We start from the raw sequence: 16,157 nt of genomic DNA, 5'->3' as shown, positions 1-16,157 counted from the left end.
CTCTTTTACCCTGCCTTGTTTTGTGTTATGATATTCAATATCATAATACTTTTCTGTTGCAAATGCAACATTAATATGACAAAAACTTTTAGGGAGAACAGACATTTGCATATGATACAGGAAGAGAACGAACAGGCGCTCGGGAGATGGCAGAGAAGGCAGTTTTCACACGTGGGGTTGGTGGCCGCCTCCTTTATGCTGGTAACAGTTCTGGCCCAGGTCGTGATGATGTTTTTTGTGGGAATGGTCAACATGTTGCTTGGGGGAGTGATGGATCTTTTCAGCGGGCGTGGTCTTGTCCTTATATCAGCCATACCCATGTACCTGGTTGCATTTCCGGTATCGGTGGCTCTGATCCAGCTAGTCCCCAAGTGCGGCGGTTCCCAGAGGCAGCGCTGGGGAATGGGGAAGTTTACGGCCTGCCTTGTGATCACAGTGGGTATGGGGCTGGCCGGCAACCTGCTGGGACAGCTGGTGGAATGGTTTAAGCCCTCAGGTCTGGGAGATGGTGAGTTGGACCGTATCCTGATGAATTCAGGAATATGGATGACTGTTTTATTTACAGTGGTTGCCGCGCCGGTCATAGAGGAACTGCTTTTCAGAAAACTGCTCATGGACCGGCTGCTGGGATTTGGGGAAGGACCGGCGATACTGGTGTCGGGCCTGATGTTTGGAATGGCCCACGGGAATTTCTCGCAGTTTTTCTATGCATTTGGGATCGGCTTGCTGTGGGCATATGTGTATGCCAAGACGGGGAAGGTAAGTTATACCATCGCCCTTCATATGATCTTTAATTTTCTGGGCGGGGCCATATCAGTGGAACTGTCAAAAGGGGCAAAGGGTCTTATGGATCTGCCGTGGTTTCTGCGGAAAATGGAGCATCTGTTAGATCTTGACTTTAGCGGGATCATATCAGCCCTGTCAGGGCTTCTGATCACCGGATACCTTCTGTTTATGGTGGCATGCCTGATCGGTGGCATCACAATTTTAATCCTGTATCGGAAAGAGATCCGTTTTGCGCCTGGAATATGGCCCATCCAGAGGGGAAAGAGATTCAGGACCGTGTTTTTGAATCCGGGAATGATCATCTATTTTCTTATATGTATAGGATTATTTGTATTGAATTGGTAACATGGTATTGCGCTGCGGCCCTTACATCTGTTATACTCAGATGGATGCTTTGCAGTGGTAAAGCTGTGATGAACGACAGTAATGGACATGTGGGATATAAAATGAACCACAATGCAAAAGCTGTTGAAACTACAGCGAAAAGACTGGACAAATCGAAATTTTTGCTTTATAGTATTAAACAATGAACGTAAAAGGGCAGGCGCCATTCAAAGAAGCCGCGCCCTTTTTATAAAAATAAAGTAACCGTCCTGAACAGTTACAAAATAAATAAGACCGGAGGTAACGTAAATGGTATCATTGTATGAAAACGGTATTTACCTGATAAACGGGACAGAGATCGTACCGGAAGCAGAAAGCGGGAAAGTAAAGGCCCTCACCGGTGTGGAGGCGGATAAGGCGGCTGCCAGAAAAGGGACGATTGCCTATTCCATACTGGAAGCCCATAACACATCTGACAATATGGAACATCTGAAGCTCCGCTTTGACAGCATGGCCAGCCACGATATTACGTTCGTAGGCATTGTCCAGACAGCCAAGGCATCGGGCATGGAACAATTTCCCATACCTTATGTATTGACCAACTGCCATAACACTCTCTGTGCAGTGGGCGGGACCATCAATGAGGACGACCACATGTTCGGCCTTTCCGCTGCTAAGAAATACGGCGGTATCTATGTGCCGCCCCACATTGCGGTGATCCACCAGTATATGAGGGAAATGATGGCCGGCTGCGGCAGGATGATCCTGGGTTCTGACAGCCACACACGTTACGGCGCCCTGGGAACCATGGCAGTGGGCGAGGGCGGAGGCGAGCTGGTGAAGCAGCTTCTTCGCGATACATATGATGTGGCTTATCCGGGCGTTGTGGCGGTTTACCTGGACGGGGCGCCGAGACCGGGTACAGGTCCTCAGGATATTGCCCTTGCCATTATAGGGGCGGTGTTTAAGAACGGATATGTAAAGAATAAGGTGATGGAATTCGTAGGCCCAGGTGTTGCATCCATGACAACGGATTACCGCAATGGGGTGGATGTAATGACCACAGAGACCACCTGCCTCAGCTCCATCTGGAAGACGGATGAGGATACAAAGAAATATCTTGCAATGCACAACAGGGCAGAGGATTACAAAGAACTGTCCCCGGCGGATGTGGCATACTATGACGGCTGCGTCTACGTGGACCTGTCCACGGTTAAGCCCATGATCGCACTGCCGTTCCATCCAAGCAATACATATGAGATTGACCAGCTGAAAGCTGATATGACAGATATCCTCAGGGAAGTTGAAACGGAAGCTGCCAGAATCTCCGGAGGCAAGGCGGAATTCACCCTTCTTGACAAGGTGGTGGACGGCCAGCTTCTGGTTCAGCAGGCAGTGATCGCAGGCTGCGCAGGCGGAACCTACAGCAATGTAATAGAAGCAGCCCGGGCCCTTAAGGGAAAGAACTGCGGATGTGATGAATTCTCACTGGCAGTTTATCCTTCTTCACAGCCTGTATTTGCAGACCTGGTGAAGAAAGGGGCTGTGTCGGATCTGATGGATGCGGGAGCGATCATCCGCACCGCCTTCTGCGGACCCTGCTTTGGCGCGGGAGACACGCCCTGCAACAACGGACTCAGTATCCGTCACACCACCAGGAACTTCCCCAACCGGGAGGGCTCCAAGCCGGGGAACGGCCAGATGGCTGCAGTGGCGCTCATGGACGCACGTTCCATTGCCGCAACAGCGGCCAATGGAGGCATCCTCACCTCCGCATGGGAGATGGATTGCTGGGGCAATGTGCCTGAATATGAGTTTGACGATATTTCCTATAAGAACCGCGTCTATATGGGATACGGCAAGGGCGATACGAAGAAGGGCCTGATCTATGGTCCCAACATCAAGGATTGGCCGCAGATGAGTCCTCTGGCGGACAATATCCTGTTAAAGGTATGTTCCAAGATCATGGATCCCGTAACCACCACGGATGAGCTGATCCCGTCCGGTGAGACATCATCCTACCGTTCCAACCCACTGGGGCTGGCGGAGTTTACTTTATCCAGAAGGGATCCTGAATACGTTGGCAGGACCAAGGAAGTGGACCGGCTGGAAAAGGCAAGGGTTAAGGAAGGCCCTGAAAAAGAATTGGAGCTGGAGCCGAAACTTGGGACTATTTTCCAGCTGATCAACAGGATTGAAGGAAACGAACATGTGACCATGAAGGATACGGAGATCGGAAGCATGATCTACGCCGTGAAGCCTGGTGACGGTTCAGCCAGGGAACAGGCGGCCAGCTGTCAGAGGGTGATCGGCGGACTGGCAAATATCTGTAAGGAATACGCCACTAAGCGTTATCGCTCCAATGTGATGAACTGGGGCATGGTTCCTTTCCAGATGGAGGCTGACCCTGAGTTTGAAGTGGGAGATTACATCTATGTGCCGGGCATTAAAGCGGCTCTGGACGGAGATATGAAACAGATCAAGGCGTATGTGCTGGGAAGCGGGGAAGAAGACGCACCGGTTAAGGTTCTGGATTTATATATTGCGGATATGACAGCGGAGGAACGGAAGATCGTGAAAGCCGGATGCCTGATCAATTATAACCGCACAAGGCACTGATGGAAGGGGATATCCCCGCAGCACCAATTTCAGAGAGGAGTAATAACAATGGTCAAGGAAAGCTATCTTGCTCAATTTTATGGAAAATCCCAGAATTATACAGATATTCCGAATAAGTGGTATAAAGAGTACAATGTAAAGAAGGGCCTGAGAAACGAAGACGGAACAGGTGTCCGTGTAGGACTTACCAGAGTGGCCGATGTGGTGGGATATGAGGAGACTGAGGAAGGCATCAAGGCGATACCCGGCCGTCTGCTTTACAGAGGAATCGATGTGCTGGACCTGGTGAACGGCAAAAAGGGAAGCCACTTCGGCTATGAGGAGGTATGTTTCCTGCTGTTGTTCGGCTATCTTCCCAAAAAGGGGGAACTGGAAAAGTTCTGCAACGTGGTGAGACGCTGCTACGAGATCCCGGATGAGTTTGTGGAAATGAACCTGCTGCGCCTGCCGGGAAAGAACCTGATGAACAAGCTTATGGATGCGGTCCTGACCCTGTATAATTATGATGATGATCCGGACAATACGGATGTTTACCAGACCCTGATCAAGGGCGTGAACCTGTTGGCAAAGCTGCCGTCCATTGCCTGTTACGCTTACCAGAGCAAGGTGCACTACTATGACCGTGAGAGCCTTTTTATCCATTATGCAAATCCGGAATATTCCATTGCCGAGAATTTCCTGAGCCTGCTGAGAAAGGATCAGAAGTTCTCCACAAAGGAGGCCAGCCTTTTAGACACCATACTCATGCTTCATGCGGACCATGGCGGCGGCAATAACTCCACCTTCACCAATGTAGTGATCGCATCCACCGGAACAGATATTTATTCCACCGTATGCGGCGGCATCGGTTCCCTGAAGGGACCGCGCCACGGCGGAGCCAACATCAAGGTGGCTGAGATGATGGACGCAGTCCTGGAGGAGACCGGAGGCTATGATGCGGACGATGCCAGGATCCGTCAGGCCGTAAGAAAGATCATGTCAGGCGACCTCTATGACAAGTCAGGCCTTGTATACGGCTTTGGCCACGCTGTTTACACCGTATCCGACCCGCGTGCGGAAGTCTTAAGGGCCTGCTGCATAGAAGTTGCCAAGGAACAGAATCACATGAAGGAGCTGGATTACTATATGCGTTTCGAGCGCATTGCCAAGGAGGTCATGGAGGAGATCAAGGGCAAAGCCCTTCCCACCAATGTGGACTTCTACAGCGGCTTTGCCTATGGCATGCTCCGCATCCCCAGGGACCTGTATACCCCTCTGTTTGTGTGCAGCCGTATCGTTGGCTGGGTAGCGCACAACATCGAAAACAAGCTGTATGACGGCCGTATCATGCGTCCTGCCACCAAATATGTGGGTGACAACATGGATTATGTGGCCATGGAAGAGCGGTAAGGCCACCGTCTTCCTCCTGCAAAGGTTACCTGCGCCGCCGGTATCAGCTTCCACATACTCTGCACCATCAAGACAGCCGGAAACAGTGCCGCACCCCGCCGGTTAAGGGGGGCCGCAGCACTGTTTCCGGCTGTTTTATACCATACGAGGCCGTTTGCTATCTAAAGCCCTTTACATTTTCCGCCTTTCCATCTGTCCCAGGCCCGCGACCTGTTCCCCTCACGAATGGAACTCCCTCCCCGCTGCTTACATCAAATTAAAATCAAATAAACTCAGCTGCTTCATCCCATCCCCCGGTATATGGGCCTGCTCTGTGCGGCATGCGTCCTGGGGGATTTCGGACAGGAAGGGGGATGGCTCCTCGGAGGTGGTCAGAACCAGTTCTTCCTTTGCACGGGTCATTGCCACGTACAGAAGGCGCCGCTCCTCCTCCCAGTCCACAGGGCCGCTGCCTGACTTAAGAGGCATAAGCCCTTGCTTGAGTCCGTACAGGAACACGGTGGGAAATTCCAGGCCCTTGGAGGCGTGGAAGGTCATCAGGGTGACCGCGCTCGATGGACAGGAGTCCTGGCCGCTTCTGGTGACATCATTTCCCTGTCCAAAGGTAAGGGTATGGATCATATCCTCCATGGTCTTGTGGAAATATGACATGCACACCAAAGTCTCCATGGCCTTGCTGTCACACAGCTTCAGACCGTGCCTCCAGTCCTCCAGGATCTTCCAAGGCTTTTCACGCTTTAAACGGCCGGAATATGCCTCTTTTAAGGTCTCATAGTTGTGGGATGATGAAAGCAGTTTACAGCACAATGCCTTTGTCTGTTTCCATTGGGAAGCATTTTCATCCCGGAAATACTGCAGCAGACCATGAAAGAAGCAGATGGTTCCCTGAACAGATGGATCGGACAGATAATCCTCACGCCCGGACACCACATAGGGAATCCCTTCTTTTCTCAGACACTCCTCCAGCAGCTTTGCCTGATGGTTGGTCCTGTACAGGATAGCGATATCTCCGAAACTTCTGGGGGTATCTGAGAAATGGGCGGTATTTGTGTGGGCGTCCAGCATATCGATGCCTCCCACCATGTGTCCGATCTCCTTGGCAATAAAGATGGCTTCCGACAGGCTGGTTTTGGCAGCGGCCACCCGGACCGGGGAGCCGTGGGAGAGCATTGGTTCCAGTTCCCTTTTCCCACCTGGGTTGTGGGAGATGAGGGGAAGGGCGGCTGCCAGGATCTCCGGTGTGGAACGGTAGTTAGGTTTTAAGCGCAGTGTATTTATCTGTTCAAAATCCGCGTTCAGAAAGTCGAAACAATTGCTCTGGGAGCCGCGGAACCCATAGATGGACTGATCCGGGTCGCCGATCAGGAATAATTCCTTGCCTCCCTTGCACCAGGCACGGATCAGGCGGTACTGGACCGGGCTGATATCCTGGAATTCATCCACCAGAAGATAGAAAAAGTGTTTTTTGCGGAGCTGGCTGGACTGCTCTGACTCCAGCCGTTCCAGTACGTTCAGGAGCAGATCGTCAAAGTCCATGATATGACGGTCTGCCAGGAGTGTATCATACAGGCGGAATGCCTCTTCCATGTCAGGGGTCTGGATCCCGGATTTGTGCAGGGATACCATGGCGAGAAACTGGCGGGCAGAGCAGGAGAGGCTCAGCTGTTCCACTGTCTGAGACGCGCATTCCTCCAGCTGGCCTTCATCGGCCAGGACCAGGTCGGTCCCATCCGCCAGCAGCATCCGGTAGCACAGGGAGTGAAAAGTCCCCACCTGCATCTGGGTGAGGCGGCCCTTGCCCGGCAGCTGCTGGTGGATACGCTGGCGCAGCTCCTCGGCAGCTTTGTTGGTGAAGGTGACTGCGGTGATCTCACCGGGTTTTACGCCCCGTTCACCCAGAAGATAAGCAAGGCGGGACACCAGGGTCTTGGTCTTTCCCGTGCCCGGACCGGCGATGACAGCGGTTACAGGGGCGATGGACTGGACTGCCTGGCGCTGACCCTGGTTGAGTCCTGCCAGGGATGGATGGTTGTCAGAGGGATCCAGGATGACGGGGGCAGCAACAGCGGAGGAAATGGGATCCGGTTCACTGGTGCAGGCAGAGAGCATCTGCGGCTGTTTGCTTTCCCCGGCATAAGACAGGTCCGCGGACAGGAGACTGCTGTCATCAGATGGGGTATCCTCTTCATCCAGAATAAATGACAGCTGTCCCTCCACGCTGTCCAGTTCCGCTGCCCCGAACAGCTTCATGGTGCCGTATTCCCCATCATACCCGGGCCTCCATTCCACCTGCCCTTCCCGCAGATGGCGGATGCCCTGGGCTGTGAGCTGGCCTCCGATCCGGCTGATATCATCCAGGGACGCTTTCCTGAGTATGTGGAATTCATCTCCCAGCTCCTCCAGCATGTGCTCATACTGCCGCGCCACCTTGACACTGCCGGAGGAGGTGCCCATACAGCCGGCGATCACTTCAGGAAGGGGTACCAGGTTCTCATAAGGCCTGCCGCCCGGCAGCCGGAAGGTTTCCTGGCGGTCGGCCAGCTGTTCGATCCTGTGAAGCACACCTGTGGTCAGCTTTCTGCCGCACACAGGGCATATACCGTTATACTGCCTGGCCTGGGACGGACTCAGGCACAGGTGGCATTTGCGGTGGCCGTCAAAATGGTATTTACCCTCCTCCGGGAAAAACTCGATGGTTCCGGCCAGCCCCTCGCCTCTTTGGATCGCGCCGTAAAGCCCTTCATAGGACATGGCGATATCAAGCAGATTGGCCTCCCTCCCCAATTTGGCTGGGGAATGGGCATCTGAATTGGAGATCAGCTGATAGGAATCCAGAGCGGACAGGCGCCAGTTCATGGCCGGGTCCGAGGACAGCCCTGTCTCCAGGGCGTGGATCTGGGGCGTCAGCTCCTCATAGCACTCTTCAATGGTATCAAAACCGGAAAATGCGCCGAACAGGGAAAAATGAGGCGTCCAGATATGCGCAGGCACATAAATCGCCTCCGGACACGCATCAAGTGTGATCGCCAGAAGATCATGGCAGTCAAGACCAAGGATGGGACGCCCATCGGAGTGGATGTTGCCAATGGCCTCCAGCCGCCGGGAGAGAACTTCCGCAGCCTCCAGGCTGGGAAGGAGGATCAGGCTGTGAACCTTGCGCACCTTTCCGTTCTTCTTATAAATGGAGCTGATCTCCCCGGTAATCACAAAACGTGGTTTATTTCCGGCGGCAGCTGAGGAATGGCGTATTTCCCATTCTTTTTTGAGCACGTAAAGGCCGGACTCGGCCGGCTCCAGTTTCTGTTCCAGTTCAGCCCTCCATGCCTGGTGGGTAAAATCCCCTGTTCCAACTATATGAATCCCTTTTTTGCGGGCCCAGAGATCCAGATGCTCCGGTGTCAGCTCTTTGCTGGTGGCCCTGGAATAACGGGAATGGATATGTAAATCGCCTATGTACATTTAATTGCACCTGCTTTCCTTTGATAGTAATAATTATAATGGATTTCTTGGAAAATGGAAGAGGATGAGTATGGAAATAGCGTGTGGGGGGAGAAAATTGAAATTTACATATTCCATGGAACTAAAGTATGATATACTTTAAAAAAGAGGGCATGTATCAGGCGTTTGAGATGAATGTCCCAAAGGGGAATGAAGGAGTGAAATGTGGATGTGGATGAAACTAAAGTGTCTTTTAGGAATAGACGCCGGGCTCCGGGATTTTGATGAAATTGAATGTTCCCTTCACCGGGATGTGGTGAACAGGAACTTCTTTTTTCATCTTTTTATCATTATATATGAACTGGTCATGCTGGTTTCCATTTCATTGCGTCCGGGCGGCCCCTTCTTGAAACCGAGGCGCACCGCTTATTTTCTCATGTATCTCATCCTGATCCTGGTCACATTGTGTGTGATGGCAGGGCAGGCCTGGGTTGACAGAAAGAAGGAGAACAGCCACCGTTATTATTTCTGGATTGAACACGCCTATTTGGTGTTTTTCAGCTTTTGGGGAATCGCCGTCACGCTGAATGACCAGCTGGGGGGGGGGGGGGAATGGACTGACGGTCTATAACTATGTGATCCTGATCCTGGCCATCCTGTCCATGATGAAGCCGTGGAAGACGGCGCTGCTGTTTCTGGCGGATGTTCTGCTGTTTAATCTGCTTCTGCCATATTTTCCTGATCCCGCAGGGTTAAACCATACGTATAATAACCTGATGAACAGCCTGTTTCTCTCACTGGTGGCAATTGGGATCGCCACCAGCCTGTATAATTCCAGGATCCAGTCAAAGAAGGATGAGATCACCATCCGAAGGCAGTACCAGCAGATCGAGGCTGCCAATAAGATCTTAAGCAAAGAGGCGCTAACGGACGCGCTGACAGGCATCCAGAACAGAAACAGCTATAAAAAGGCGATACGGACATTAACGCAGCCGGATACCCTTTCACTTGCCTGTGTTTATATTGATGTAAACGGACTGCATGAGATCAACAACCATTTAGGGCACAAGGCAGGAGACGTCATGCTGAAAACAGTTGCGGCGATCCTTTTAAAGAATTTTGGCAGGGAATCCGTCTTCCGCATTGGGGGAGATGAGTTTGTAGTGCTCTGTAGGGATGTTCTGCATCAGACAGTGACGGAGAATTTGGAGGATGTCCGACAGGCGGTGGAGCGTGCGGGCTATTCTATTTCCGTGGGCCTTGAATGGAGGGAGGAGGGTCTGGATATCAATGAGATAATCCAGGCTGCGGAGACAGATATGCAGATGCGTAAAGAGGAATATTACTCCGCCCAGGGGGGTGAGCGCCAGCAGCGGTCATTGGACAGCCAGATGGAACGGGTAATCACTGAAAAAAGGGATGCGGAGCGTTTCCTGCGGGTTCTGGCACCTGTGTTTAAAGGCGTTTATTTTGTGAATCTGGAAACAGATACCCTGCGCCGGATCTTTATTCCGTCCTATTTTGAGAAAATGCTGGAGGAATCCAGGGACAGTTTCAGCAAGGCCCTGCTGATGTATGCCAACCGGATGGTGGAGCCGGAATACGTCCGTTTATTTGAACAGTTCTGCGATTATGGGAATCTGGAGATGATGCTGGACGGGGATGAGATACCTGGATTTACATATCAGAAAAGGGATGGAAGCCGGTTGAAACTCAGGGTTCTGAGATGCAACTCATATTTCAGCAGTTCCCAGGAAACATTGTGGATATTTTCCGATATGGAAGAAAGTTATTAGATTGAAAAACATACCCTCAGTTGACAAGGGCCGGGCAAAATCATCCGCCCGGCCTATTTGTCAGATCCTAACCGCTGATTCCCTGCACCTCATCCACCGGCATGGAAAATGCGACCGCATGTTCCCCGGTCTCCTGCAGTACCGTCTCGCAGATCGCCTTGAGTATGGGCTGTTTTCCGGAAACAGGGGTAAGGATAAGGAGGATGGCCTTTTCCTGGGAAAGGGTCAGGCCGAAGAGCTTCTTTCCCTCATCGGTGCCGATCTCCCTGGCTTTTACAAGGGTGCCACCGTGGCAGCCGGCCTTTCTGGCAGCCTCCATGACCGGTGTGGACAGATCCGTATTGATAACTGTGGCGATTAATTCGTAGTGTTTGCTGTCTGGCATAGATGTATCCTCCTTAGCACAAGCTGTGATCTGTGTCTGGGATGTATCCCAATCCTTTAGAAAATTGGAAGCAGCAATACTGATTCCTGAAAGCGGGATGGAAAATGCAATTCCATGTCCTGGCTTGTCAAACTCCATCTTGTGTTTTAGAGCCTCCATTGCCTGATGGGCATCGGTGCCGGTTGCGATTCCCAGAACCAGATCCTTTTCCGGTTCATCCAGTCCCAGGCAGTCCATGATGGCGGAGCTGGCAGTTCCGTGTCCCCTGACTGCCAGAAGGATTTCCAGGTGGTGTTCATGGAAAATGGATGCAGCCTTGTTGCCCTTGCCCCGGTCCACAATGGCGGCCATCCATCTGATACTATTCATGTTCATCGGAGTCCTCCTTTTCTAATTCGATAAATTCACTGTTCATATCAACGTAGGACAGCCGTGAATCGCTTTTTGCCCTTTTCGTCTTGATCTCATAGGATAAGCCGATAAATTGTATGATAATAAGGGGCGTCATGGCCACCATGGCCACAATGCCGAATGCATCTGTCAGGATATTCCCGCCCAGCGCTTCGCATGCGCCCATTGCAAAGGGGAGCAGGAAGGTTGCGGTCATGGGACCGGATGCAACACCGCCAGAGTCAAATGCAATGGAAGTAAAGACAGGAGGAACCACAAATGACAGCCCCAGGGCCAGAGCATATCCTGGTAAGAGCAGGCTCATAAGAGGAAGTCCGGTCATGACCCGAAGCATGGATAATCCCAGGGAAAGAGCCATTCCAATGGACAGGCCTTTCATCATGGTTGCCTCGGATATGGTGCCGCCCGTCACCTCCGCCACCTGCTTGTTTAATACCTGCACGGCAGGTTCCGCCTTTACAATGTAAAAACCAATGAGCATGGCGATGGGGATCAGGACCCACCGGTAGGAAAGGGAAGCGATCTGCTTGCCCAGGTAACTGCCCGCGGGCATGAACCCTACGTTGACCCCTGTGAGGAACAGCGTCAGTCCAATATAAGAGTATAACATTCCCACCAGGATCTTCACAACCTGTCTTTTACGCATTTTTAAGAAAAAGATTTGGAAAATGATAAAGAATATCAGGATGGGGAACAGGGCGGTAAATACCTCCATGGCGTATTCGGGCAACTCATTCTGAAATGCCAGCCATAAATCCTGGGAATTGCTGATGGAGGGAATAACCGTTGGCTCATAGGTGCCTGAGGATGACTGGTAGATAAAACCCAGGATCATAACCGAAAGGATGGGACCGATGGAGCACAGGGCAACAAGGCCGAAGCTGTCACTGTCCTGATTTTTCCCCTGGCCGATGGAGGACAGACCCATGCCAAGAGCCATAATAAAGGGAACTGTTATGGGGCCGGTGGTCACGCCTCCGGAGTCAAATGCCACTGCAAGAAAGTCACCTGGAATATAGAAGGCCATGATGAACAGAATGAGATAGCAGACCATAAGAATATGGGACAGGCTCCATCCGAAAAGGGAGCGGAGGAATGCCAGGGCCAGAAACAGACCCACGCCTGCGGCTACGGTGAGGATCAGTACCATGTCAGGTACGGCCGGCGTCTGTCCTGCCAGGACCTGAAGGTCCGGTTCGGCAACGGTTACAATTGCGCCCATGATAATACATGCCAGTATGATGATTGGAAGTCGTTTCGCCTTGGCCAGCTGTGCCCCTACCTTTTCCCCGATGGGCATCATGGCCATATCTACCCCCAGTGTGAAAAATCCCATACCTATAATAAGGAAAGCGGCCCCTGCCAAAAACAGCATCAGCGGGTCCAGGGGAATGGGGGCAATGGTGATTCCAAGTATCAATACGATACAGGTAACGGGCAGCACAGATGATAGGGATTCTGTGATTTTTTCTTTGAGTTTCTGATTCAATAAGTTACCTCCTGTTGTCCGTTATTTTGTTTTAGGATATGCCTTATATAAAGCTTAGCATAGGGACAACGGTCAAAGCAAGTGAATGGGGCGTTAGAAAAATGTTAAGAAAAGATAAAGATTGAATGTGGGGAAAGGGCGTAGTATAATAAATCCATTGTAAAAAAGAAAATGGGAGAACCGGGACATGACATTTTATAATAAGGAAGGAATGCCGGCAGCGTATCTGGACAAGGACAGGGAGCACATCTACCTGTTTGACGGAACGCCAGCGGCCTATATTGCTGAAGGAGCTGTTTACAGTTTTGAAGGATTACAGTACGGTTGGTTTGACAGGGGATGGATCCGTGACCTGGAAGGTTACTGCGTCCTTTTCACAGATGAGGCGCGTATCGGAGGTCCGGCCAAACCTTCCAGACATGAGACGCCGGCCAAGTGGGCTAAGGCGGCTAAGCCCCACCGGCATGCCCGGACAGCCCGGTGCGCCAGAACCCCTTATAAAGCGGCCTGGTCAGAGATGACAGCAGCTGACTTTTTTCGCCTGTAGAGGTTGACACTGTCATGGAAATGTGCTAAATTATGCTTTAGTGCAAATACGCAGAAGGGGAATAGTAGATAACCCTATGGATACAGAGAGCCGGCGGCTGGTGTGAGCCGGTGACAGAAGGTTGTTGAACTGGCCCTGGAGTAGCCTGGCCCAAAGGAGATGTCCCATCGGGATCGGATCTCAGTAGGACAGGACGGAACCCTTACCGTTATAAGAGGAACAAGTGCATGCGTCAGAAGGCATGAACCAGAGTGGTACCGCGCGAGGACATTGGCTTTGCGTCTCTAGAGGATAGAGACGCAGGGCTTTTTTATATCATAGGAGATTTCTCTGGAGTTCCCTATGATATAAAAAACGCTCCGCCGGAATCGCACTGCGGGTAAGAAGTCCCGAATGTTATATGGTTCACCTGCCCTGAGATAACCAATGGAGGAATGAAATTATGGCAACACAGTACAATCACAGCGCGATTGAGAAAAAGTGGCGTGAAAACTGGGAGGAAAAGCCCATCAATGTCAATGATGGCAAGAAAGAAAAGTATTATTGTCTGGATATGTTCCCATATCCGTCAGGCAGCGGCCTTCATGTGGGCCACTGGAGGGGATATGTAATCTCCGATGTGTGGAGCAGATACCAGCTGTTAAAGGGAAAATATGTGATCCATCCCATGGGCTGGGACGCATTCGGCCTTCCTGCTGAGAACTACGCGATCAAGATGGGGGTTCATCCGGCTAAGTCCACGGAAGCCAACATTTCCAATATTAAAAAGCAGATCAAACAGATTGCCGCCATTTATGACTGGGATATGGAGGTCAACACCACGGACCCTGATTTCTACAAGTGGACCCAGTGGATCTTTGTACAGATGTTCAAAAAGGGCCTGGCCTATGAGAAGGAGTTCCCTATTAACTGGTGTCCTTCCTGTAAGACCGGCCTTGCCAATGAGGAAGTGGTAAACGGCTGCTGCGAGCGCTGCGGCACTGCCGTGACCAAAAAGAACCTGCGCCAGTGGATGTTAAAGATCACTGCCTATGCAGAGCGCCTGTTAAATGACCTGGACAAGCTGGACTGGCCTGAGAAAGTTAAGAAGATGCAGACAGACTGGATTGGTAAATCCTATGGCGCAGAGGTGGATTTCCCCATTGATGGACGTGAGGAGAAGATCACGGTCTACACCACAAGACCGGACACCCTGTACGGCGCCACCTTTATGGTGCTTGCCCCTGAGCACGAGCTGGCCAAGAGCCTGGCCACGGATGAGACCAGGGAGGCGGTTGAACAGTATATCTTTGATTCCTCCATGCGCTCCAATGTAGACCGTATGCAGGCCAAGGATAAGACGGGCGTGTTTACAGGCAGCTATGCCATCAACCCGTTAAACGGCGCAAAGACACCCATCTGGCTGTCCGACTATGTACTTTCAGACTACGGCACGGGAGCCATCATGTGCGTGCCTGCCCATGACGACAGGGACTTTGAGTTTGCAAAGAAATTCGGCCTTCCCATTGTACAGGTTATTGCAAAGGACGGCGTTGAGATCGAAGATATGACCGAGGCGTACACGGAGGCAAGCGGCATCATGATCAATTCCGGTGATTGGAATGGCATGGAGTCAGCTGTCCTTAAAAAGGAAGCGCCCCATATGATCGAGGAAAAGGGATTCGGCCACAAGACGGTTAACTATAAGCTGCGCGACTGGGTATTTTCGCGCCAGCGCTACTGGGGAGAGCCCATCCCCATTATCCACTGCCCCAAGTGCGGCTGCGTGCCTGTGCCTGAGGAAGAGCTTCCCTTAAGGCTTCCCGAGGTGGAGAGCTATCAGCCTACCGGAACAGGAGAATCACCTCTGGCAGCCATTGACCAGTGGGTGAATACCACCTGCCCGGTTTGCGGGGCGCCTGCCAAACGTGAAACCAACACCATGCCCCAGTGGGCTGGTTCCTCCTGGTATTTCCTGCGCTATGTGGACAGCCATAATAAAGAGGAGCTTGTATCCAGGGAAAAGGCAGACAAGTACCTGCCGGTTGATATGTATATCGGCGGTGTAGAGCATGCAGTGCTCCATCTGCTGTACTCGCGTTTTTACACAAAATTCCTGTGTGACATCGGGGCCATTGACTTTGACGAACCCTTTAAGAAGCTGTTTAACCAGGGCATGATCACGGGCAAAAACGGAATCAAGATGAGTAAGTCCAAAGGCAACGTGGTATCCCCTGACGATCTGGTAAGGGACTATGGCTGTGATTCCTTAAGGCTGTATGAATTGTTTGTGGGACCGCCTGAACTGGATGCAGAGTGGGACGACAGGGGGATCGAAGGCGTTTCCAGGTTCCTGAACCGATTCTGGAACCTTGTGATGGACAACAAAGACAAGGAGATAGAGGCCACCAGGGAAATGATCAAGCTGCGCCATAAACTGGTATACGATATTGAGTACCGCTTTAACCAGTTCAGCCTGAATACGGTTATCTCCGGTTTTATGGAATACAACAACAAGATGATCGATCTGGCAAAGAAGGAGGGCGGCATTGACAAGGAGACACTGAGGACATTTGTCATTCTCCTGGCACCCTTTGCCCCTCATATTGGAGAAGAACTGTGGCAGCAGCTGGGCGGCACGGACAGCGTATTCCATGCCCAGTGGCCGGAATGTGACGAGGAAGCCATGAAGGATGATGAGATTGAGGTGGCGGTCCAGGTAAATGGCAAGACCCGTTCCGTGATCCATCTGCCCGCCGACATTTCCAAAGAGGATGCGCTGGCAGCCGGCAGGGAAGCTGTTAAGGACAAGCTGGCCGGTAATATTGTAAAGGAAATCTACGTACCGGGCAAGATCATCAATATTGTCTGCAAATAAAAGCGGTCGCGGATTATGTAACAGAGATTGATAAAAAGAATGGCATGCCGTGTTGTCTGCGGCATGCCATTCCTTGTGCTGTCCTGTTCAACCGGTTCCCTGACCGGAAGCTGAAA

10 protein-coding genes and 1 other annotated feature are annotated in these 16,157 nt (G+C 51.6%); of the genes, 7 read left to right on the top strand and 3 right to left on the bottom strand.

The genetic code is table 11. From position 1 onward, the window contains the following. Positions 1–111 precede the first annotated feature (111 nt). The 3 genes from HMPREF9469_RS01900 (at position 112) to HMPREF9469_RS01890 (ending at position 5,118) form a co-directional block, all read left to right on the top strand. Positions 112–1,131, top strand: a complete 1,020-nt coding sequence (locus HMPREF9469_RS01900) for a CPBP family intramembrane glutamic endopeptidase (RefSeq protein WP_007858606.1) — start codon at positions 112–114, stop codon at positions 1,129–1,131. Between the two features lie 288 nt (positions 1,132–1,419). Further along, positions 1,420–3,729, top strand: coding sequence for a hydratase (locus tag HMPREF9469_RS01895; protein WP_007858604.1), 2,310 nt, complete (start codon positions 1,420–1,422; stop codon positions 3,727–3,729). 48 nt (positions 3,730–3,777) lie between these two features. Then, on the top strand, positions 3,778–5,118 hold the full coding sequence (locus HMPREF9469_RS01890) for a citrate synthase (RefSeq protein WP_007858602.1): 1,341 nt from the start codon (positions 3,778–3,780) through the stop codon (positions 5,116–5,118). 246 nt (positions 5,119–5,364) lie between these two features. Here the strand turns inward: HMPREF9469_RS01890 and HMPREF9469_RS01885 are convergent, their stop codons facing one another. Then, entirely contained in the window at positions 5,365–8,577 is a 3,213-nt protein-coding gene (locus HMPREF9469_RS01885) for a UvrD-helicase domain-containing protein (protein WP_007858600.1), read from the bottom strand. Between the two features lie 208 nt (positions 8,578–8,785). Here HMPREF9469_RS01885 and HMPREF9469_RS32735 point away from each other — a divergent pair, with 208 nt between their 5' ends. Continuing rightward, positions 8,786–9,187: a hypothetical protein gene (locus HMPREF9469_RS32735; RefSeq protein WP_007858597.1), complete on the top strand. Its 402-nt coding sequence runs from the start codon at positions 8,786–8,788 to the stop codon at positions 9,185–9,187. Then, on the top strand, positions 9,144–10,352 hold the full coding sequence (locus HMPREF9469_RS32590; protein WP_007858594.1) for a GGDEF domain-containing protein: 1,209 nt from the start codon (positions 9,144–9,146) through the stop codon (positions 10,350–10,352). The genes HMPREF9469_RS32735 and HMPREF9469_RS32590 overlap by 44 nt, the downstream gene beginning before the upstream one ends. 67 nt (positions 10,353–10,419) lie before the next feature. On the opposite strand, the gene HMPREF9469_RS01870 is transcribed toward HMPREF9469_RS32590, so the two are convergent. Continuing rightward, on the bottom strand, positions 10,420–11,112 hold the full coding sequence (locus HMPREF9469_RS01870; protein WP_007858593.1) for a P-II family nitrogen regulator: 693 nt from the start codon (positions 11,110–11,112) through the stop codon (positions 10,420–10,422). After that, a complete protein-coding gene (locus HMPREF9469_RS01865) occupies positions 11,099–12,637 on the bottom strand; it encodes a DUF1538 domain-containing protein (protein ID WP_007858592.1) in 1,539 nt (512 codons plus the stop codon). The genes HMPREF9469_RS01870 and HMPREF9469_RS01865 overlap by 14 nt, the downstream gene beginning before the upstream one ends. A gap of 187 nt (positions 12,638–12,824) precedes the next feature. Here HMPREF9469_RS01865 and HMPREF9469_RS01860 point away from each other — a divergent pair, with 187 nt between their 5' ends. Both HMPREF9469_RS01860 and leuS read left to right on the top strand, forming a co-directional pair. After that, complete coding sequence (locus tag HMPREF9469_RS01860) at positions 12,825–13,184, top strand: 4-fold beta flower protein (protein WP_007858591.1); 360 nt, start codon at positions 12,825–12,827, stop codon at positions 13,182–13,184. Positions 13,185–13,226: 42 nt separating this feature from the next. After that, positions 13,227–13,473, top strand: a binding site (T-box leader). A 153-nt stretch (positions 13,474–13,626) separates the two neighbouring features. Continuing rightward, positions 13,627–16,041 (top strand): leucine--tRNA ligase, encoded by a 2,415-nt coding sequence (gene leuS, locus HMPREF9469_RS01855; RefSeq protein ID WP_007858590.1) that lies wholly within the window; start codon positions 13,627–13,629, stop codon positions 16,039–16,041. Positions 16,042–16,157: the final 116 nt, after the last annotated feature.

Source organism: [Clostridium] citroniae WAL-17108 (assembly GCF_000233455.1).
Lineage (GTDB): Bacteria > Bacillota > Clostridia > Lachnospirales > Lachnospiraceae > Enterocloster > Enterocloster citroniae.
This window is presented reverse-complemented; position numbering and strand designations above follow the sequence as displayed.

Bases quoted from the DNA above. Each gene is read 5' to 3' on its own strand.
- HMPREF9469_RS01900 (WP_007858606.1), top strand. From the start codon at position 112: ATGATACAGGAAGAGAACGAACAGGCGCTCGGGAGATGGCAGAGAAGG.
- HMPREF9469_RS01895 (WP_007858604.1), top strand. From the start codon at position 1,420: ATGGTATCATTGTATGAAAACGGTATTTACCTGATAAACGGGACAGAG.
- HMPREF9469_RS01890 (WP_007858602.1), top strand. From the start codon at position 3,778: ATGGTCAAGGAAAGCTATCTTGCTCAATTTTATGGAAAATCCCAGAAT.
- HMPREF9469_RS01885 (WP_007858600.1), bottom strand. From the start codon at position 8,577: ATGTACATAGGCGATTTACATATCCATTCCCGTTATTCCAGGGCCACC.
- HMPREF9469_RS32735 (WP_007858597.1), top strand. From the start codon at position 8,786: ATGTGGATGAAACTAAAGTGTCTTTTAGGAATAGACGCCGGGCTCCGG.
- HMPREF9469_RS32590 (WP_007858594.1), top strand. From the start codon at position 9,144: ATGACCAGCTGGGGGGGGGGGGGGAATGGACTGACGGTCTATAACTAT.
- HMPREF9469_RS01870 (WP_007858593.1), bottom strand. From the start codon at position 11,112: ATGAACATGAATAGTATCAGATGGATGGCCGCCATTGTGGACCGGGGC.
- HMPREF9469_RS01860 (WP_007858591.1), top strand. From the start codon at position 12,825: ATGACATTTTATAATAAGGAAGGAATGCCGGCAGCGTATCTGGACAAG.
- leuS (WP_007858590.1), top strand. From the start codon at position 13,627: ATGGCAACACAGTACAATCACAGCGCGATTGAGAAAAAGTGGCGTGAA.